The sequence below is a fragment of the Methanobrevibacter sp. genome, from assembly GCF_017940815.1.
Lineage (GTDB): Archaea > Methanobacteriota > Methanobacteria > Methanobacteriales > Methanobacteriaceae > Methanocatella.
In genome coordinates this window covers 1-19,144 of sequence record NZ_JAGAXX010000077.1, presented here as the reverse complement: position 1 = coordinate 19,144, position 19,144 = coordinate 1, and the positions used below count along the sequence as shown (strand labels likewise).

Here is a 19,144-nt window from a genome sequence, read left to right as displayed (position 1 = left end):
TCTTTCACCTCCTTATGGTCTGCAGGTACCCTTCAAGGCAAGACCAGGTTTGTTTAATAATATTCCGACTTTACTTTGGATGAACAATTTGGTATATTGAGGTAACTCATCATAGATGTCTTTACGCATGATTTCAATGATTGGGTAGAAGTCTGCTATGTTTTCATCACTGGTAATTGGTGCAACGGTTGTTCCTGAAGATTTGGAATACAATACTGTCAATGGAGCGTTACGAAGATCAAAACCAATGTATTGTTTATCTCCAACTAATGATCCTCCGTCAGCTTGGGTTGTTCCCAAAAGATCAATGTTGTCAATGCCATAGTATTCCTTAATGTCTTCTACAGGTTGGACCAGTTTGTTGGATGAGTAAGCCAATTGTTTTACATAGCTTAATGTTTTGTATGATTCGGCCATGATGGTTAAATCAGCACCTGCCCCAGCATTACCTTTGAAAGCTTCCTGTGCCTTGATGATGAACTGGCCATATGATTCCATTGTATCTTCAGTTTGGGTAGTGTTGTATTCTGGAACGTTTGGTGAAGATATTAAAGTATCGTAAATGTTGTATTCAATACGGTTTGCAATAACGGTAGCTACATCACCTAACAAGTCCTCAAATGAAACAATGTCTGAATCAAAGATGTCCTTGTTAACGTTAAGCACACCACCGACAGTATCAATGGAAATTGTGTCGGTTACAGGTTTTCTGATGTTAAGCTCTTGTAAGCTTGCACCCGGCGCAATGTCTTTGGCTTCGCCTAATAAACCTTTTTTGATAGCTTCATCGAGATTGATGTTCTGCCTGAAGTAGGTGTAGTAATCGGAGTTTTCTTTGATTTCTTGTTTAGGAAACAATCTGGCTAACTTTAATCTTTTTGCAGTTTCATCAGTAATGGTTTGAGCTATTACCTCGTTTTGAACTTTGGTATCATTTCCTTTTGTAATCATTAGTGTTCACCTATATCGTATGGTCTGAATACTTCAACGTAATTGTAATCGTCAGAACTTTCCACAGGATGCATTGCAATGTATTCGCCGTCATCGGATTTGATAGCTCCGGTACTTGATAAAGCGATTTTATCATTGACTTTAATGTTTGATAAACCTGAAGCGAGTTTTAATCTGAACAGATGGCCTAACACCAATACTGATGTTTTTCTTCTGCCTCCAGTCATGGTGACAGGATCGTTGACTGCAATGCCTAAAATGATTTCACCTTCAGCTGCAGTGTATTTTTTAACTGTAGGTTTTCCGATGTCTGAATTTTCTGAGAGTGTTACGGCATCATCAACTTTAACTTTATCTCCTGCATATTCAAATCCAGGAGTTTCTCCGGTAGGAGTTGTAACGGTAGTTGCAGTGATGGTGCCTTCGTCTAATAAGAAAGTAGTAACTTCTTTTCTTTCTTCAAGTAAAATAATTGAATCTGCCATTAAATATGTCCTCCACTTAAATTCTTTATTATGTAATTTATTACTTATAATATATAAATATCACTATATAATAGCTACTTTTAAAAAAATTCAGTAAAAGACACAATTCATTTCATTCACATTAACGATTAAAATTAATACAATTTAACAATAAATACATATCATTATTTGAAGAACAATAAATCATTATTTATAATACTTACTTTATTAAAAATCGATGAAAAATCTCTTAAAAGAATTATAACTTCAAACATCATAACTCTTCTTCATTAGACAATACATCTAACAACTCATAACAATCTTTAATGTCTTTCCGCACAATTAAAGCATCAATTTTAGTTAATATTTCAGAAATTTCTCTGTCATGACTTTTTAAAGTTACTCTTTTAAAAGAACAATTGTCACATTTCTCCAAATAACAAAATCCGATATCAATAAGATATAACTCACTTAAGCATAATTCTCCATTATTTAATTCATTACAACATCTTATTTTATCAACATAATAATTAATATTAGATTCACTTGTATTATAAGTAAATAAAGGGTTAATTTCTTCAACAACAATTTCCCAAATTCCACCATCATGCAAAATAGGTCTTCTACCCCTAAATTCAGCATGTCTATGATGATAATTTATTTTATGTGGTTTTTCACTCATTTTAAATCTTAATAATACTAAAATAAAAATTATTAAAACCAACCACCAAAACTCTACAAATGTTGAAATTAAACTGTCAAAAGTCATCTTAGAAATACTAAAATCATTATTGTAAAAATCAAGCAAGATATTGGCTATTAAAGAAACTATGACTCCTTTTATAATATTGTAAATTTCATTTTTTATATTTCTCATAATATCCATCAAAAAAATTCTTATACAATTAGTAACAACTTTAATTACTTTAATATTTTCTCAATGCATTGTTTTTCCCATTCATAAAATTAATTTTTATAAATTAACTGATAATTAATAATTAATGAATCATCATCTTTTATAACATTTACTTTAAATAAATCCCCTGCATTTATATCAAATTTATCACTTAACTCTGCAGGTATTGTTATATCCAAAGATTTTGTCCCATGTCTTCCTCTAACTTTAACTATCTTTTCTGTCATGTTTTATAATTATATCAAATGTACATTTAATATTTTATGTATCCAATGTACATTAATTATTATTTTTGATTATTAGGAAATATTACAATATAAAACTAAAGTTGTGATTAACATGAATAAAGAAAATTGGGTTGCTCTGCAAGAATATTTGCCTTTGTTTTCTGAACTTAATTTAGACATGTCTTTTTTATATATTACCGAAACTGGATATACAAAAGGTATAATAGACGCAACAATACCTGTCAGGAATTTTTTAAGAAAAAATAACTTACATGATTATGAAACACAAGGCCAAGGCCAAAAAGAAAATGGTGTGGAATTGCAAACACAAATGATATTACATGATTCCACAGTTGAATTGACAGCATCACTATATCGTCCAAAAACCAAGAAAGGAGATCCAAGAATATGGTTTAGAGGAATCAAAAAATATTGTGATGCAGATAGCTTCATTGCATTAGCTAGTGATAAAAAACAATTATATATACTTAATTTAACTGATGAAACTGTTAAAAATTCATTAACTACAAAAGGATATGTATATCAGGAATTATTGAGGTTATCACAAGAAAAACAATCCATAGCTCGTGAACTTTACAATAAAATTAAAGATATTCACAATAAAGGATTTATACCAACAGTCGTCTCTGGCGATACTGGTGTAGGTATGACATTAGAACATGAACTTGGCATTCCACCTAACTCTTATGCAAATCCTGATTATAAAGGTATTGAATTAAAAGCATCGAGAAAGAAAATTAAAAATAAAACAAGAAATGTATTGTTTAATAAAGCACCTGACTGGGATAACAGCCCATGCAAATCAACAAGGGATATAATTGATAAATACGGTTACTATTCTGATGAAAAAGATAGAATGCAATTATATTGTACCATATATGCATTAAAACCAAATCCTCAAGGATTATATTTAGATATAGATAATAATGAAAGTACATTGAAAGTAATGCATGCTAACGATGGAGAAGTTGTTGAATGGGATTTAGAATACTTAAAAGAATTGTTATTGAATAAGCATGCTGAAACTTTCTGGGTGGAAGCAGAATCCAAATTTATTGATGATGTTGAGCATTTCCAATACAATAAAATTATTCACACAAGACAACCTAATGTAAACTTTATCACATCTTTGATAATGAGTAATATCATAACTTTAGATTTTGGAATGCATATAAAACCTAATGGATCACCTTATTGGAGATTGTTTGCATTAAAAATACATAAAGACAATTTGAATAGGTTGTTCCCAGAACCTAAAGAATATGATTTAACTATTCAATAACTTTTAAAATTTCTTTGGCAACGGCTTTAGCTAACAATGGTGGAACTGCATTACCTACTTGGGAGTATTGGGGCACTTCAACACGCCTTCTTTTTCCACCTGTTGTTCTTTTACCTAAAAATTCAAAACTATCATCAAAAGATTGTAATCTAGCAGATTCACGAACAGTCAATGTTCTATTTTCAAATGGTGAAATATAATCATCAGGAATAGTTACAATAGTAGCAGAAGGTTCTTGTCTACTTAATCTATGCCTCATATTCTTTTTAGTCAATAAACTATTAACTAATTTATCATCAACATCAGCATTTTTGAATTTTTCAATAATTTCCTCTTTTGTAAACTTGGAATTATTAGCTAAATGATTTAATATGGTAGGTTTATCCGATAAGTCAATTCCTTCTGTAATAATCCTATTTCTTAAATTAGTACCAGATTCGCCTTCTTCAAATAAAGAAAATCTTTCTTTAATCAACTGTAAATGTCTTGATAATTCGTTATTCAATATCATTTTAGAAGCAATAGGTTTTCCATCTACATTTGGTGTTCTACCATTAATAGAATCTAACTGATACTGTGTTAAACTAGGATTTACATCATTTTTAATTTTTTGATTACCAATAAGATCACCTATTGCATCCTTGAGTGAAACAATATTATTTTCATCATGTGTAGGTTCAGGATAGCTTGGAGGTTTCATACCTTTTTTAAAAGCTATTATAATAATCCTATTTCTTCTTTGAGGAACTCCATAATTAGCAGCATTAAGAATTCTTGGTTCTAATATGTCATACCCAATTAAATTTAATTCTTCTTTAAGAATATCTGGAATTACCATATCATCATAAGTATTTCCTTGTAAACCTTCAAAGTCATAGAGTTTCATATCACAAAAACCTGCAACATTCTCCAATACAACATAATCCGGTTGAACTTCATCAATTACACGAACATACTCTTTAAATAATTTATTTCTAGGATCATTAGGGTCTCTTCTACCTGCTCTACTAAAACCTTGACAAGGAGGACCTCCAAATATTGCATCAATATGAGGCACTTCTTTATTTTTAAAAATATCAAGATTTGCTATTGAATCTCTTATAAACTCTCCGGTTAAATCTTTAATATCTGCCAATTCAAAATGGGTATTAACGCCTTGAATTAAACCTAATTGTTCGTGTCTATTAACATATGTTTTCTGTACAGCTTCGTTAATATCGCTAGAGAATAAAATATGGAATCCTGCTTGGATAATTCCTTCACTCATTCCTCCTGCACCAGAAAATAAATCAATAGCATATGGCATTTAAGTCACCTTTAATATAATTAATTTATTAAATTCGATTCATATAAAATTTTGTTTTTACATGACTTATGTAAATATATATTTTTAATGTTATTTAAATGTTATTTTTTTAACTACTTAAACAATGCAAAAATGTTATTTAAGATAAATTATAAATAATTCCATATGAATATTGAAGAGAAAACAAAAGTGAGAAATCAAGGTGAAATTTCATTGATTACAACAATACCAAAAACATATGTTAAAGCATTGAATATTGAATCGGGAGATTCAATGCAATGGATACTCGATACAGAAACTGAATCATTAAAATTAAAAATATATAAAAAAGAAAAATAAGATAAATTTAAAAATGTGTATTGAATTATTAACAAATCCTACCGTAATTGGTGCAATCATTGGTGCAATTGTAGGTGCAATTGCATCGGCCACCTTTGCATTAGTTACATCACAATATAAATTTAACAAACGAAAAAAAGGCGCAAAAGCACTTATAAAATCTGAGCTTGATTATATAATTAATTCTCTTGAAGAATTCAGAGATAATTATATCAAAGAAGAAATAATCATCGGTGAAGATAAAAAAATGAATCATGAAGTATTTAACTTCTACAATAGGATGATAAATTTTCCCATATGGAATAATAAAAATTGGATTAATCTAATCACATTTATACCAAGCATATTAAATGAAAAAGAAATAAATAGAATAAATCAATTTTATGCAAAATGTGAAGAAGTAACTGACAATGCAAAAGCTCTTTCAGACCAAGAACCCTATAATGAACTTCATATAGAAGGCCAACCTACAAAAAAATTACCTATGTCTTTAAATAGTATCAATAACCATAGAAACATGTTTAGAAAAGATTTAAATGAATTAATAAAAATGGGAAAAGAAGCAAGAAAAATTTTTGAGTAATTATTCTAAATTTTTTACTAACTCATCACCTTTATCAGTTAGTCGGTACAATCTACCTTTTCTAGCTTCAGGATTAATACATTCAACCAGTTCATGTGATTTTAATTCAGATAATACTTTTGAAATATGATTTGGCCTAATATCTGAATCCCTTGCAATTTGCGTTGGTATTTTTGTTTCACCATCTAAAGCTTTCATAACGTTTGCCCTATACTTTGAAATCTGAACATAACTCATTTCAATTAACATTTCGTCTGACAATTCCATAATATCACTTATGAACTTGTCGAATAAGGAGAAACAATTGCTTGTTTCCCCTCTTCTAAGAACCGCACGTGTCCCTTTTAAGACATACGGCTCAAGTATACTTCATAAGAAAATATAAAGAACATATAATACGAAATAAAAGTTTAATATACACTGCATTAATTATTTCTTGAAAACTATCTCAAAAGGCTTTTTAAACGAACGCTTCATGTAATAATCATTGAATGCATCATCATACGGCGTAGCTTTATATCTTAAACAAATATGATATTTAATTCTAATTTTGGCCATTTTAATAACCTGATTATTAGTATTTGAGTCAGTAAAACACCATTTGTCCTTAGAATCAGGAAATTGAGAGTCTTTAAAATACTTCTTAACTCTCCACTTTGTTGATTTATTGGGATGCCAACGCTTAATTTGCCTCATCCAAAGCTCATATATATAATTGTCCATTTTATTGAATAATCTTTTATTTGAACCAATTCTCCAGTACATACCAGTACCGTAGATTAAATTATTGAGCCTATCAATACTTTCGTCCAAATTCCAAGGATAACAATTACTAATAATATCCTTAGCTTTTCTCTTAAAAGATTTAATACTGTCCTTAGATGCTTTAATAAGCACTTTATCACGGTCTTGACTTTTATAACACCGAATATTATAACCAAGAAAATCGAACCCATCGTAGAGACTTGTTATCTTTGTTTTATCGGGTGCCAGAGTTAATCCTCGTTCTTCCAGATAATCTTCTAAAAGACTGTAAACCTCTTCAGCATCATCCAAACTCTTACACAAAACAACAAAATCATCTGCATAAACAATAACAACATATTTAGAGTCTATTGTATAACAATATTCTCCGTTTCGTTTACGTCTTTTGTAAGTTACGTTTAATGCTTCTTCTATTCCCTGCAGTGCAAGATTCGCCAAAAGTGGAGATATAATACCGCCCTGCGGTGTTCCCGTTCTGGTCTTCTTAAATACATTATTTTCAACATATCCTGCTTCAAGCCACTTTTTAATTAAATTCTTTAATGGAAAGTTACCTAATTTATCTAAAATATGTTGATGATTTAAAGTATCAAAACAGGACTGAAAATCACCTTCAAAGACATAAGGTCTTTTTAATCTTCTGGTAGATGCATGAATCTTAGCAATAGCATCTCCTGTTCCTCTGGATGGTCTAAAACCATAACTGTCGGCTCCAAGTTTCGCCTCACAAATAGGCTCAAGCGCTAACTTACATACTTCCTGATAAACACGGTCAATAATAGTAGGAATTCCCAAAGGACGTTTCTTATTATTTCTTTTAGGAATATAAATCCTGCGAACCGGTTTAGGATTATGTAAATCAATTTTACGCTTTGACAGTTCCTCAAATAAAGCCATGCGCTCAGAATCGCTATTGATGACTATTCCATCAATACCGCTTGTTTTTCTACCTTTATTCTTTTTAGTTACAAGTTTTATTGCATATAATAAACTCCTTTTACTATGTGTTAGTAATCTGGATTGATCTCTAACTTTTCTATATTCTCCATTTTTCTCTGCTTCATATATCCGTTTTTGTATCTTAAATATGCTATGCTCAATAGAATTCCAGTTTATAGACTGCCATTCATCTTTAAGCTTTTCTTCGTCTGATTCTACGGACTGTAACATAATATTATTATCATATTCAGTTTTCATCGCCATAAATCATCCTCTCCAAAAATCTTAATGGTTTTGTTCACATTTAATAGATATCTGCCGTTTTTGTATGAAGCGAAGATACACCTGCTAAAATTCAGCCTATCCCAACACAGTTATTATATTTGTCAGTTTCCTGCTATCTTTCGATTAATGTGGGCATTTGCTTTCTTTAGCATCCCATACCCAGAAAAGAACATCAGACTCCCTCACGGTCACCCTACCACTAAATTATTGAGTGGACAAATTCTGGGCTTACCAGGTTGACCAGTTGTTAGAAGCGATTAACTTAGCCACTCCAAATACGCCGATTGGCATTTTGGGTTGTAACCGATATATGCCGTAAGACTCATATATCACCTTATCCAATAATACAAGAGTATTTTCTCCTTAAAATAAGTAAGAAGAAAAGGTACTTCCCACCTCTTGCTTTTATTAACGACGCTTTTAGTCAGGAGTTCACGTTAGTTTGGCATATTAATCTTTCCCTCGCTCTCGTGTTAATGGAAGTTATAACAACGATTAAGCTTTAACCTATCATGCAACCCACCCCACTGTTACCAGTGACGCAGTTTCAAGGGGGAATAATGCGTACAACTGCATTATCAATTCCAAAGGAATTGCACTAACATATATTAACCATTCTTAGCTAACATATAACAAATTACTGCTCCTTAGCCTGTCGCACCTTACAAAATAAATTGTATCCTCATCATAGCTACCCAATGCATCATATGCTGCCTGAGTCATAAACCTAAACTTACCAAAGACACCATATTCAACACCCATATAAACAGGCCCAGTTGATTTTGCCAGATACATCTGTATACTTCCAGAATGCTTTAATGGTATAACTGAATATGGATCAAGTGTTTCAGTATCCCATGAACTTCCGTTGTACTCTTTAATGGCCATGACAGAACTGGTTACAATAGCTACACGATAACCTTTACTGATGCCTGTCGGCAATGTTGTTGTAGTTTGTATTTTATCAACTGGTAACTTCCATCCAGCTTCCTCATCACTACCTTGGCCTGTAGCACCGGTATCGCCTTTATCTCCTTTGTCACCTTTACTTCCTGTTGCACCTGTAGTTCCAGTATCTCCCTTAACACCTTGAGGTCCAGTATCACCGGTATCGCCTTTAACACCTTGTGAACCTGTATCCCCTTTCTCTCCTTTTATGCTTCCTACGTTTTGCCAAGTATTTCCATTCCAGACATAAAGAGATCCATTTACTAAATAGCTATCTCCCACATTACCTGTCGGATGATCATGTATTAATTCCTCGTAAGTATCATATGAACCTTTAATAGTAATGCCAGTGCCAGTAGCTCCGGTGTCCCCCTTTGCCCCGGCCGGTCCAGTATCGCCAGTAGCTCCTGTATCTCCAGTATCTCCTTTAGGTCCTTGTTGTCCTTTCTCACCAGTTGTGCCAGTATCACCTTTGTCTCCTTTACTACCTGTCGCACCAGTATCTCCCTTATCACCTTTATCACCTTGAGGTCCAGTATCTCCTTTTACAGAGCCTGCATTTGCCCAGCCGTTTTCGTTCCAGTAGTAATAGCTGCCATCTACTATATATGCATCACCCAGAGACCCTGAAGGGTGAACTGCAATAAACTCAGAATAATTGTCATAATGTCCTTTTATTACAGTTCCAATTCCAATGTCTCCACTATCTCCCTTTGGTCCAGTATCTCCTCTCACCGGTCCGATTTCTATCCATTCCTTTTCAGCCATTTGTATTCCTCCATGGTTCAATTAATGTTTCTCTAAATCTTATTTTTCCACCGTAATCATAAATCATGAACGCTGGAAATACTGTGTCCATATTAGCTATTGCATCAGGAAGTGAGGATGTTTCATAGCTATAATATGTTGATGTTCCCCAGTAATCTGTGATTGTAGCTTTAACATATGCTCCATCATACCATAAATTAAATTTATAGGCACCATTAATGCTTAACTGTCCGGTTGTTGTATTTATCGTGTTTATTGTATGATTGGTTCCGGAATATTGCAATCCCTTTTTACCGGGATATGCTCCAAGTTCCAGTATCTTGTTGTCACGGTAATGTGTTAATGTTTTTGAATTCAGAAGGCAAATTCCTGAAGCCCAACCGCTTGATGATGAATACATTGGACTTACAAAAGATGAGAAGTGAATTCCCTTTTCAGATAAATCCACGCCTTCAATTAAACTGGTTGGTATCAAATAACCCGCCTGTGCGGCACCGTAGGTTTTTGAAATTTCAATCGCATTAACATAATCATAAGAACTGTTGAATTCAGCCACTTCACTAACGGTAATGTCTGCAGAACTTGGGTATTTAACTAGAGTATATGAATCCGAACTCACAGTATATTCGTCTTTATATCTGAATGCCAATACTTCCGTTTCAAAATGCACTCCTACATAATCATTAACTAATGCTTTGATTGATAATGTATCTCCAGCATTTTCAGGAACATATGAACACCGAGCAGTGCCGTTATCGAATAATGATTTGATATGGATTTTCTCTTCACCGTTGATGCTTATGATAAAATCCGCAACTGCACCATCAGGCAATTCTGCATCATCATCACAATCCTTGTAAACACTAACATTAACTGGTTGGCCGACTGCAGCTGCCTCAATGTATGAGCCTCCAGGTGCTCCATTAGTTGGATGAACTAAAAACCATACTCTTCGTGCTAAGGTGAAAACATCATCATCACTATAATAGACTATTCCATGTTCGGTTAACAATTCCCTCAATGCATTCCTCACGGCTGTTAATTTTGTATTTGTATTGATTACACCACTTGCAATTGACAATTTTAATCACTTCCTTATAGTATGTTTAATCTGCATGGTGAGGCCAGCTCCAGTCTAGGGACATATGCATTTCTTCCAAGGCCTGTTCCATGGCTTACATAACTCATCTTCAAATCTGCACTGGAATATCCAGATGGTAAATCGGATATGTTAATCCATTCATTCCATAGGAATTCCTTATCCTTAAACCAGTATACTGCCAAATAATCATCATCATGTATCATATGTAGTCTGAATTTTTGGTTTGCGGAATCATATGTTCCATAGTCAGTTTTTGATATTGTTGGAGTAGTGCTGTTATCGAATATTGCATGTGCCGGATGATATGTTCCTGAATCTAATGTAATTCCAATATAAAAACCTGAGAATGGAGAATTTGCTGTTGGAGTACCATAACTGAAACCTACACCTGAAAAAGCATTATTGTTAAAGTTAGCCATTGCCCTTCCATATACTACCAAATCAAAACTATCTGCTGGGTTGATTGTGCCAGTGTTGAATAATCCCCATGCTGTTGATGTTGCATTTGTACTCTTTGCTAAAGCTTGAAGATACCAGTAATCGTTATCTACATAGGTTGCTGGATTGTATCTATTCCATGAATACACATCACATCCTGTTACTGCAACACGATCTCCCAACTGATCACCAGCGTATGCTGAGCTTCTCTCAATCTTCCATACCGGCGGATTGCTTATCATACTTATTAACTTTGAAATTGAATCATTACTGGAATGGCTTGTGTTTAAATCATCCAGTTGGTTTCCAAGTAAAGTTTTTAAGTTTGTTAACCTGGTGTTCAGTTCCTGCTCATTAGATAGAATATCGGAAAGGTCCGGAGCGATATACGTCATATTAATCAACTCCCAAGCAATGTCAGGTTGCTTTGCTGAGCAGAGGTAATGTTTCCAATAGCTGTTTGGATACTTTCGATTTCTGTAGCTATTGCACTGTTGGTTACTGCATTTGTAGTGTCTGAGGTATCCAATGTTGAAGTCATATTAACAGGACCTGCAGGACCAGTTGCCCCAGTATCGCCTTTAGCCCCTTTGATTTCACTGAGATAAATTATCGCTTGTGTATCCTCACCAACAAAAATTATTTGGCCGTGTGATGTGTCCTTATATACATTGATACTACGGCCGCTTGCACCAGTTTCGCCTTTTATGTTTCCTACATTTATCCATGCCATATTTGTATCACCTTTATTATTTGTTTATAAAAAAAGGAAGCGCTAACTATTAAGCCAGCACTTCCTTTTGAGGGATTTTAATGGATTTTATTGGTAAACGTAAAGCTCTCCATCAACAAGGTATGCATCACCAGTGGTTCCGGTTGGATGTGCTGCAATTAAATCAGCGTAACTTGCATAACTTCCTTTGATGATGGTACTGTATCCTTGAGGGCCTTGCGGTCCGGTTTCACCTGTGTCACCTTTAGCACCGGTATCCCCAGTATCTCCCTTATCTCCGGTGTCACCTTTGTCCCCGGTTCTTCCGGTATCACCTTTTGCTCCAGTTTCACCAGTAGCACCAGTATCTCCTTTATCACCAGTTAATCCTTGTGGTCCTTGCTCTCCAGTTTCTCCTTTATCTCCAGTTGCACCGGTTGCTCCTGTTGCTCCAGTGTCACCTTTGGCGCCTGTGTCTCCTTTAAGACCTGTTGCACCGGACATGTCTGTTACGAAGCTGAATTCACTTGCACCTTTGAGGTATAACTTTGCGTTATCTGGATCATCTACTGTTGATTGGATTGCTACAAACATTCCTTCAGGAACATTAGCTGCATCTGCTTCCATTGCGGAAACTGATTCGTAGGTTTTATAGATTGAGAAGGGGTCTCCGGTTTCACCGGTTGCACCTGTTGCTCCAGTGTCCCCTTTTAAACCTTGCTCACCAGTATCTCCTTTTGCACCGGTTGCGCCGGTTGCTCCAGTGTCACCTTTTTCTCCGGTTGCGCCGGTAGCACCTGTTGCACCAACATCACCGGTATCGCCTTTAGCACCAGTGTCACCTTTTTCACCAGTTAAGCCTGCTAATTGTTCTGGTGTGAATTTGTCGTAGGTGAATGCGTCTCCAGTGTCACCCTTTTCTCCTTTCTCACCAGTATCTCCTTTTGGTCCTTGGATTACACCAACACTTTTCCATGTCATGTATTAACACCTCTATTTTATTTAGTTTAAATTAATCGTTATGCCAAACGAATAGTTCGCCTGCAACTAGGAATGCATCTCCTTCGTTGGCAGTTGGATGTGCTGCGATTAGTTCTTCGAAAGTATCATAAGACCCGAGGATAACAGTCGCAGCACCTGTATCTCCGGTGTCTCCTTTCTCTCCTTTACCTCCAAGACTTACTTGGAAACAATTGACATAATTGTATTCATCAGAGTCTGCAACAGGATGAAAAGCCAGAAACTCTCCGGCATTGTCAACAATAGCTCCATTTGGTGTCAGTTTGATTCTGTCACCAGCTTTAACAATTTGGCCGGAAGCCAGTTTCAATCTGTAGAGTCCACCTAAGAGTAGTACACTTCCTTTTCTCTCGCCGTTTGTCATTACAACCGGTTCATTGACAAGGACGCCGACAGGAACTTCTGTTGCATCACCGGTGTATTTTCTGAGTGACTCCTTTCCTATTGCTGATTTGTCTGAAATACAGAGTATGTCGTCAACCATGCACTTATTGGAATACTCATAACCAAGACTACTACCAGATGTAGTTATTACATTATCGACCAATGTTTTAACCCCATCATCCAATAAGAAGGTAGTAATCTCCTTTCTTTCTTCCAATAAAACAATTGTATCTGTCATTTTTTATCACATCATTATTTCAAATATATGATTTCCTTTAACTCGTGGGTTACATTTGATATTGCAACCATTTTCACTGGCCAGATTACAGAAATATAAATCTTCAGACAATACTGAATCATCAGAGTAAGTAACGAACTTAAAGTACGGATAAGATAATTTATTAAAGATTTCCACTTTAATTAAGGCTATTCCAAGGCCACCGCCTTTGACTTCGATAGGTCTTGGGATTTCATGAATCATTGTTTGGCCAGTAATGCAGTTTTGATCATCGAAGTTTTTGCCGAAAGTGAATATCACTGTCTGATCCGTCTTTGTTCTTTTCCTGTAGTACCAGCCAAGAGCAATGTCTGATTCACATTCCAATAGCTTGATTAAAGTGTCTTGAGGAAGCTGTATGTCTGAGTCAACCATCAGCACATAGTCATAGTTTCCGGCCATTGCGTTTTTAGCTATTTGGTTTCTTGCCTTGGCGCAGTCATAGCCTGAAACATAATCAAAGTACAGACTAGAACCTTCAGGTCTTTTGAGTCCGTATATGCTTTTGAAGCATTCAGGTTTTATGGTTTCAAATGTTGGAACTGCAATCAGTATCTTCATTCATCACCCTCCAGCTTTTGGATTCTTTCCTCTAAATCATTCAAATTAATCTTGTCTTCTTTGTCACATCTATACTGATACAAATCAATTAATAGTACAATGATGATGGCTAAAGCAAATGGTATTATGCCTTCCATTAAAGCATACTTTGTTGCATTATCCATTATGATGTTGATAGCTACGGCTGTTAAAACAGCACTTGAAATTGTTTTGGTAAAGTTACAGATGATGATTTTCTTTTTTAAATCTTTCATAGAAATCAACTTAACAATATTCTCCATAAAAGCCTATTCCTTTTGAGGGTATCCCAAAACTCTTTTAGCTTTTTTCTTTGCGTATTCAACATCCCCATCGCCTCTTAACCTACTTGCATAATGACTGGCTACGCCTAAAATAATCATTAGTATGCAGTAGGGAATGGTATTTTCTGTGATTCCTAAAGATTCTGAGTATAACATGATGATTGGTATAATGGTGACTAAAAATGAAGTTAATATGTCAATGTCTTTTCTGTTTCGCTCTAACCATTCATAAAGCAATGTTTTCCACCTCTTCATATGATTTGTTTGTGTGGCTGAGTATTATGCCGTCAACACAAATCTTTTCTTCAGTCCTGTAGACTTCTTCAGCGTTTTCCTCTACGTTTATCCAATCTTCGTATTCTTCAAGAGTTTCAAAGTATCTGATGTATTTCATTGTGCCTCCCAAGTAATTGAATAGTATAAGATTCCATTTTCGATTTTGAATTCTATAATAGGCTTGACTGCATAGGGATAGCCTGAGTCCACATATTTGGTGCCGTTCCAGTAGAACCAGTGGCCTGTTGCCTGGTCAATGTAAGGGCCTTTGTTTTCCAATGTTCCGACAAGCTTCCTTATAGTCATGGTCATACCTCACTAATGATATTATATTTCTTATTATATAATTTATTATATATTTTATTATTTCTTTTATATAAAATATACTTTTTCATTATCATCACAACCGTCCCATTCCATGTAGAGTTTGTTGTCCTCCCATACGAATCTGACATTATTGACAATAGCTACGTCCGGAAGTTCACAATAGGTAACACCGTCTTTATCTTTAACATAATTGGCCTGTGCCATGATGTTGGACTCTGTCGGTACGATCATATTTACCACGTGAGTTATTTCATCCTGTTCAAAAGAGCAGTCCGCAAGATCAATACAGTTCTGTGATTCGGGATACATTTCGATTTCAGACATCTGCCTGTATACTCTAATGTATTCTACATCTTCATTTTCCGTTAGGTTGACAATGGAAAGCAGTCTTAAATCGTGGCCTTGTGAAGGATTACATTCACCATCCTTATCAATGTAGATTCTTGTGTTCGGCAATATATCTGCTGGAGCAGGTCTTTTGAGTTTCAATCTGAAAACATCACCTAAAACTGCAACAGTTACGAGAGTATGTCCTGAACTTCTGACTTGTACTTTACCTAATAAATAGCCAAAAGCCAAATCACCTTCCTTGGCTTTCTTGACTATTGTGTGTTCCATTGTTGATTCTTCTGCTAATGTTACCATTTCACCTACTCTGCATTGGTTGGATGAAATCCAAGCAGTATGCTCTTCATTAACATAAATCCTTTCGCCCTCATCTAAAAGACAAGCAATGACATCCATCTTTTCCTCATGACCTAATCCAGTTGGATATCCTCGGCCATGTCCTATTGTTTCTCTATATTCTTCTATCATCCTAAAACACCCAATCCCAATCTTTGTTTTTAATTTTATCTGGAATATACAATCCAGTATTGTCCATTGACTCATCATTGGCATCCCACAATAGCTTGCTTCCTTTATATGCCTTAGGATATTCATGTTTACCTTTGTATAATCTGATTCCAGTTTTTGTTTGTTTTTCTGTTACTGTGATTTCTGGAATGCCATTAGCTGCGAACAATGGTGATGGGAAGATTAACATCCACTTCAAATCAACATAGTTGTATTCTTCAAATTCTGTTGTTGCAAAGAATGTTGGAGCTATTTCAACTTCAGCGAAATTACTGTCATAAATTTTGGTTGGATTGTTCCTGCTGAATCCCTCAAGATAATCACTGTTTGATGAAAAACCAGTTCCCACTCTTCCGTGAATATGATATTGTTTATAGCTTCCGTTTGTGTCACTTCCTTGATTGTAAGCGTCCCATGATGAAACCTGAACTAAAGTTTTAGCTCCGTTAAACATCAGATAGCTTTTGTCACTGCTGGCCCAGTTTAGTGATGTTGATTTGGTGTCAATTCCATATGTTGTGAGACTTCCGTCCACTTGCATTATGACACTTCCAGTTGTTGAGCCATGATATGTTGCATTATCATTAACATCAACACAACCGGTAATTCTTTTAAATCTTGCTATAACAACACGATTGTTTGATAATGATTGGCTTGAAGCAACTGTTGTGAATAATGATGTTGGAGAGCTACCATCAAGGCTTGGAACGAATCTTGCTCTTAAAAATCTGCCGTTGTCTGTTGAGTCATTGTTGATACTTAAACCTGAGTAGTTCATGAAAAAGTTTGAGTATGTATCAGAGTTTGCATCAAACATTAACAGATCATTACCTGGTGTTAATGTGCTTGAGAATGTAGTGTCATGAACTTCAAGGATCAGCTTTGTGGTTTCAGAAATTTTCCCCACAGGAATTCTTGCAAGTATTGCTACAGCTTGAGATCCATATTTTGGAATGTACAAGACTTTACATTCTGTTCCTCCAAATGTTTTGATCTTTAGATTTTTCAAATCACTTCTGAATAAAGTAGCGTAAGAACTATCCATTAAGTTATCCAAGTATAGATAATCATAGTTGGCCGAATAGCTACCACTTCTTTGAGTGTAATTGCTCATTATGATATTAATCTGCAATTCTTTAACTAATGTCATGATTAATATTTTATTATCTTTTTTATATAAATAATATAATAAAAAAAGTAATAATTAATGGTATTGAATTCATTAATTTAAAAATATCCTTTTACAGTTAATAAAAAAATAAGAGTGAAAGTTCTGGCTCATTAATATAATAAATGTAATTTAATGAATGCAAAAAAATAAGTTGAAAAAATAGTGGTTAAACTATTTCTTCACAGTAATTTTAACTTTTTTACTGGTTGGTTTGAAGTTTTTGTTACCTGCAAATTTAATAACAGCATTGTATTTACCTTTTTTGTTTAGTTTGGTAATTTTAAAGGTTGCCTTACCTTTGCTGTTAGTGGTTGCTTTGTAGGTTTTGCCCTTGACTTTTAAGTATACCTTGACCTTTTTGATTGGGTTTTTTCCGGACTTTAAGGTTATTGTGTATTTTTTGACTTTCTTGGACTTCTTGAAAGTTGCCTTTTTAGCAGTGATTTTAACGGATTTCTTGACTATTTTATTTGTTGCTGGAACGGTTTTAGAAGGGGTTGTGTTTTGGTTTTTAGTGAATGTGAAAGTCTTGTTCACGGAAGTTGGAAGATAAGCGTAAGGATCACCAGGATATGAAAACTCAAAATTATAAGTACCATCTAAATCTTTAATAATGATTTGACCATTAGTGTCGGTATCTAAATAATCAAATACTTTGCCGTTGTTGAAAATACCTACTTCAACACCTGCAATAGGTTTACTGGTATTAACGTCAGTTAAGGTGATAATAACACTATTGTCTTTGGTGGTTACGGTTAATTGGGTTTCATTTAGTGGAATGTCGGTCTTGTTAATATATAATGGTGATTCACCAATAATGTCATTTGTCGCATTAAAATCATAAGTACAGCCTTCAATTTTGCAATCAGAAACCTGTTGAGCTTTAACAATACCAGTTACATTGCAGTTGCTAAAAGAAGATTTTTGAATTATTATTTCACCATAAACACCATTGGTCCCCATTAATCCGCCTCTTGAATCAACAACACTTTCAGCAGTTATATTGTCAAAAACACATTTATCAAAAATAAATTTAGTATATTGAAATGAAGTTATCAAACTCTTTGCTTCAAATTCTGTGTGACGAATTGATTCATAACCTAATTTTTTATAATACTCTTTAACCGTACTATTGTATGAATAGTTTAAAAACTTACAGTTTTCAAAACTTTTTATTGTGGATTCCATAATAGGATTTTGATAATTAATACTGTTCATGTATTGTCCTGAAACAATTGATGAGTTTATAAAAGTACAATTGATAAACCTAAAATTTGTTCCATCAAGAGAAATACTAAAATATTCATGGACAGTTTCAAAAGAAACTTGAGGAACAATCCAAACAGTTTCATAAACTTCCCTTTTTACTGGAATATCAAAAGTCAAATTAGAAAATGTAATCATTTTATTGTCATTTGCATAAGTTGATGTTTTAAACCAGCAAGAATTAATAACGGTATCATCTCCCATACCAACAATAATATAATTAGCTTTATAATCAGGAATATCGTAATAACCTTCTGCTAAATGAATAGTTCCATTATCTCCTAAATTAGTATAAGTATCATAACTTAAACTTTTATATGCTGTTTCAGGGCTTAAACCATCACCATTAACTTCTTTACTTGAATTAACATATATATCTGAATATTTAACATCATCTTTAAGTAAATCATGATCTTGCGAATCTGTTAACTCAATTTCGTTTAAATCATTACCAATGATTTCAGTCATACTTTCTGATGCACTAACAAAACCAATCGACATTATAAATATCAATAATATAGGGGCCTGAATTTTTTTTGTTAAAATTCGACCAGATTCATTTTCTTTTTCTTATTTTTCATATTATTTTTTGATGGTTTATAAAAATACATTAGGATAATTTTTTATTTTATTAAAAAAGGTCTTAATACCCATAAATT

Annotated in this window: 24 protein-coding genes; 3 read left to right on the top strand and 21 right to left on the bottom strand. The window is 34.0% G+C overall.

Features of this window, described 5'->3' with window-relative positions:
- Positions 1–12: 12 nt before the first annotated feature.
- The 4 genes from ILA26_RS09040 to ILA26_RS09025 form a co-directional block, all read right to left on the bottom strand.
- Positions 13–951, bottom strand: a complete 939-nt coding sequence (locus ILA26_RS09040) for a hypothetical protein (protein ID WP_292896521.1) — start codon at positions 949–951, stop codon at positions 13–15.
- Positions 951–1,436, bottom strand: a complete 486-nt coding sequence (locus ILA26_RS09035; protein WP_292896519.1) for a hypothetical protein — start codon at positions 1,434–1,436, stop codon at positions 951–953. Before ILA26_RS09035 ends, ILA26_RS09040 begins: the two co-directional genes overlap by 1 nt.
- 253 nt (positions 1,437–1,689) lie before the next feature.
- Positions 1,690–2,301, bottom strand: coding sequence for a hypothetical protein (locus ILA26_RS09030; protein ID WP_292896517.1), 612 nt, complete (start codon positions 2,299–2,301; stop codon positions 1,690–1,692).
- 80 nt (positions 2,302–2,381) lie between these two features.
- Positions 2,382–2,558 (bottom strand): AbrB/MazE/SpoVT family DNA-binding domain-containing protein, encoded by a 177-nt coding sequence (locus tag ILA26_RS09025; RefSeq protein WP_292896515.1) that lies wholly within the window; start codon positions 2,556–2,558, stop codon positions 2,382–2,384.
- A gap of 112 nt (positions 2,559–2,670) precedes the next feature.
- On the opposite strand from ILA26_RS09025, the gene ILA26_RS09020 reads away from it, so the two are divergent.
- A complete protein-coding gene (locus ILA26_RS09020; RefSeq protein ID WP_292896513.1) occupies positions 2,671–3,861 on the top strand; it encodes an MvaI/BcnI family restriction endonuclease in 1,191 nt (396 codons plus the stop codon).
- Here the strand turns inward: ILA26_RS09020 and ILA26_RS09015 are convergent.
- Entirely contained in the window at positions 3,851–5,167 is a 1,317-nt protein-coding gene (locus ILA26_RS09015) for a DNA cytosine methyltransferase (protein WP_292896511.1), read from the bottom strand. The two genes, ILA26_RS09020 and ILA26_RS09015, sit on opposite strands and share 11 nt — an antisense overlap.
- Positions 5,168–5,332: 165 nt before the next feature.
- On the opposite strand from ILA26_RS09015, the gene ILA26_RS09010 reads away from it, so the two are divergent.
- A complete protein-coding gene (locus tag ILA26_RS09010) occupies positions 5,333–5,506 on the top strand; it encodes a hypothetical protein (RefSeq protein ID WP_292896509.1) in 174 nt (57 codons plus the stop codon).
- A 13-nt stretch (positions 5,507–5,519) separates the two neighbouring features.
- A complete protein-coding gene (locus ILA26_RS09005; RefSeq protein ID WP_292896507.1) occupies positions 5,520–6,089 on the top strand; it encodes a hypothetical protein in 570 nt (189 codons plus the stop codon).
- Here the strand turns inward: ILA26_RS09005 and ILA26_RS09000 are convergent, their stop codons facing one another.
- From ILA26_RS09000 to ILA26_RS08925, 16 genes are all read right to left on the bottom strand, one after another.
- Positions 6,090–6,356 carry a winged helix-turn-helix domain-containing protein gene (locus ILA26_RS09000; protein WP_292896505.1) on the bottom strand — a complete coding sequence of 89 codons (267 nt, stop codon included), beginning with the start codon at positions 6,354–6,356 and terminating at the stop codon, positions 6,090–6,092.
- Positions 6,357–6,518: 162 nt separating this feature from the next.
- Entirely contained in the window at positions 6,519–8,057 is a 1,539-nt protein-coding gene (ltrA, locus tag ILA26_RS08995; protein WP_292896503.1) for a group II intron reverse transcriptase/maturase, read from the bottom strand.
- Positions 8,058–8,696: 639 nt separating this feature from the next.
- Positions 8,697–9,794 carry a hypothetical protein gene (locus tag ILA26_RS08990; protein WP_292896501.1) on the bottom strand — a complete coding sequence of 366 codons (1,098 nt, stop codon included), beginning with the start codon at positions 9,792–9,794 and terminating at the stop codon, positions 8,697–8,699.
- On the bottom strand, positions 9,787–10,875 hold the full coding sequence (locus ILA26_RS08985; RefSeq protein WP_292896499.1) for a hypothetical protein: 1,089 nt from the start codon (positions 10,873–10,875) through the stop codon (positions 9,787–9,789). Before ILA26_RS08985 ends, ILA26_RS08990 begins: the two co-directional genes overlap by 8 nt.
- A gap of 14 nt (positions 10,876–10,889) precedes the next feature.
- Positions 10,890–11,729: a hypothetical protein gene (locus ILA26_RS08980; protein ID WP_292896497.1), complete on the bottom strand. Its 840-nt coding sequence runs from the start codon at positions 11,727–11,729 to the stop codon at positions 10,890–10,892.
- Between the two features lie 5 nt (positions 11,730–11,734).
- The gene (locus tag ILA26_RS08975) at positions 11,735–12,067 is read right to left on the bottom strand and encodes a hypothetical protein (RefSeq protein WP_292896495.1); all 333 of its coding nucleotides are present in this window, start codon (positions 12,065–12,067) and stop codon (positions 11,735–11,737) included.
- A gap of 87 nt (positions 12,068–12,154) precedes the next feature.
- Positions 12,155–13,027, bottom strand: a complete 873-nt coding sequence (locus tag ILA26_RS08970; RefSeq protein ID WP_292896493.1) for a hypothetical protein — start codon at positions 13,025–13,027, stop codon at positions 12,155–12,157.
- A gap of 31 nt (positions 13,028–13,058) precedes the next feature.
- Positions 13,059–13,688: a hypothetical protein gene (locus ILA26_RS08965; RefSeq protein ID WP_292896491.1), complete on the bottom strand. Its 630-nt coding sequence runs from the start codon at positions 13,686–13,688 to the stop codon at positions 13,059–13,061.
- Between the two features lie 6 nt (positions 13,689–13,694).
- Positions 13,695–14,288, bottom strand: coding sequence for a hypothetical protein (locus tag ILA26_RS08960; RefSeq protein ID WP_292896489.1), 594 nt, complete (start codon positions 14,286–14,288; stop codon positions 13,695–13,697).
- The gene (locus tag ILA26_RS08955) at positions 14,285–14,542 is read right to left on the bottom strand and encodes a hypothetical protein (RefSeq protein WP_292896487.1); all 258 of its coding nucleotides are present in this window, start codon (positions 14,540–14,542) and stop codon (positions 14,285–14,287) included. Before ILA26_RS08955 ends, ILA26_RS08960 begins: the two co-directional genes overlap by 4 nt.
- Positions 14,543–14,575: 33 nt before the next feature.
- Positions 14,576–14,827: a hypothetical protein gene (locus ILA26_RS08950; protein ID WP_292896485.1), complete on the bottom strand. Its 252-nt coding sequence runs from the start codon at positions 14,825–14,827 to the stop codon at positions 14,576–14,578.
- Positions 14,817–14,984 (bottom strand): hypothetical protein, encoded by a 168-nt coding sequence (locus ILA26_RS08945; protein ID WP_292896483.1) that lies wholly within the window; start codon positions 14,982–14,984, stop codon positions 14,817–14,819. Before ILA26_RS08945 ends, ILA26_RS08950 begins: the two co-directional genes overlap by 11 nt.
- Positions 14,981–15,172 (bottom strand): hypothetical protein, encoded by a 192-nt coding sequence (locus tag ILA26_RS08940; RefSeq protein ID WP_292886550.1) that lies wholly within the window; start codon positions 15,170–15,172, stop codon positions 14,981–14,983. Before ILA26_RS08940 ends, ILA26_RS08945 begins: the two co-directional genes overlap by 4 nt.
- A 66-nt stretch (positions 15,173–15,238) precedes the next feature.
- Complete coding sequence (locus ILA26_RS08935; RefSeq protein ID WP_292896481.1) at positions 15,239–16,009, bottom strand: hypothetical protein; 771 nt, start codon at positions 16,007–16,009, stop codon at positions 15,239–15,241.
- Position 16,010: 1 nt separating this feature from the next.
- Complete coding sequence (locus ILA26_RS08930) at positions 16,011–17,198, bottom strand: hypothetical protein (RefSeq protein ID WP_292896479.1); 1,188 nt, start codon at positions 17,196–17,198, stop codon at positions 16,011–16,013.
- A 192-nt stretch (positions 17,199–17,390) separates the two neighbouring features.
- Positions 17,391–18,986 carry a hypothetical protein gene (locus ILA26_RS08925; protein ID WP_292896477.1) on the bottom strand — a complete coding sequence of 532 codons (1,596 nt, stop codon included), beginning with the start codon at positions 18,984–18,986 and terminating at the stop codon, positions 17,391–17,393.
- Positions 18,987–19,144: the final 158 nt, after the last annotated feature.

Coding starts and splice junctions, on each gene's coding strand:
- ILA26_RS09040 (WP_292896521.1), bottom strand. CDS start 951: ATGATTACAAAAGGAAATGATACCAAAGTTCAAAACGAGGTAATAGCT.
- ILA26_RS09035 (WP_292896519.1), bottom strand. CDS start 1,436: ATGGCAGATTCAATTATTTTACTTGAAGAAAGAAAAGAAGTTACTACT.
- ILA26_RS09030 (WP_292896517.1), bottom strand. CDS start 2,301: ATGGATATTATGAGAAATATAAAAAATGAAATTTACAATATTATAAAA.
- ILA26_RS09025 (WP_292896515.1), bottom strand. CDS start 2,558: ATGACAGAAAAGATAGTTAAAGTTAGAGGAAGACATGGGACAAAATCT.
- ILA26_RS09020 (WP_292896513.1), top strand. CDS start 2,671: ATGAATAAAGAAAATTGGGTTGCTCTGCAAGAATATTTGCCTTTGTTT.
- ILA26_RS09015 (WP_292896511.1), bottom strand. CDS start 5,167: ATGCCATATGCTATTGATTTATTTTCTGGTGCAGGAGGAATGAGTGAA.
- ILA26_RS09010 (WP_292896509.1), top strand. CDS start 5,333: ATGAATATTGAAGAGAAAACAAAAGTGAGAAATCAAGGTGAAATTTCA.
- ILA26_RS09005 (WP_292896507.1), top strand. CDS start 5,520: ATGTGTATTGAATTATTAACAAATCCTACCGTAATTGGTGCAATCATT.
- ILA26_RS09000 (WP_292896505.1), bottom strand. CDS start 6,356: ATGGAATTGTCAGACGAAATGTTAATTGAAATGAGTTATGTTCAGATT.
- ltrA (WP_292896503.1), bottom strand. CDS start 8,057: ATGGCGATGAAAACTGAATATGATAATAATATTATGTTACAGTCCGTA.
- ILA26_RS08990 (WP_292896501.1), bottom strand. CDS start 9,794: ATGGCTGAAAAGGAATGGATAGAAATCGGACCGGTGAGAGGAGATACT.
- ILA26_RS08980 (WP_292896497.1), bottom strand. CDS start 11,729: ATGACGTATATCGCTCCGGACCTTTCCGATATTCTATCTAATGAGCAG.
- ILA26_RS08975 (WP_292896495.1), bottom strand. CDS start 12,067: ATGGCATGGATAAATGTAGGAAACATAAAAGGCGAAACTGGTGCAAGC.
- ILA26_RS08970 (WP_292896493.1), bottom strand. CDS start 13,027: ATGACATGGAAAAGTGTTGGTGTAATCCAAGGACCAAAAGGAGATACT.
- ILA26_RS08965 (WP_292896491.1), bottom strand. CDS start 13,688: ATGACAGATACAATTGTTTTATTGGAAGAAAGAAAGGAGATTACTACC.
- ILA26_RS08960 (WP_292896489.1), bottom strand. CDS start 14,288: ATGAAGATACTGATTGCAGTTCCAACATTTGAAACCATAAAACCTGAA.
- ILA26_RS08955 (WP_292896487.1), bottom strand. CDS start 14,542: ATGAAAGATTTAAAAAAGAAAATCATCATCTGTAACTTTACCAAAACA.
- ILA26_RS08945 (WP_292896483.1), bottom strand. CDS start 14,984: ATGAAATACATCAGATACTTTGAAACTCTTGAAGAATACGAAGATTGG.
- ILA26_RS08940 (WP_292886550.1), bottom strand. CDS start 15,172: ATGACTATAAGGAAGCTTGTCGGAACATTGGAAAACAAAGGCCCTTAC.
- ILA26_RS08935 (WP_292896481.1), bottom strand. CDS start 16,009: ATGATAGAAGAATATAGAGAAACAATAGGACATGGCCGAGGATATCCA.
- ILA26_RS08930 (WP_292896479.1), bottom strand. CDS start 17,198: ATGACATTAGTTAAAGAATTGCAGATTAATATCATAATGAGCAATTAC.
- ILA26_RS08925 (WP_292896477.1), bottom strand. CDS start 18,986: ATGTCGATTGGTTTTGTTAGTGCATCAGAAAGTATGACTGAAATCATT.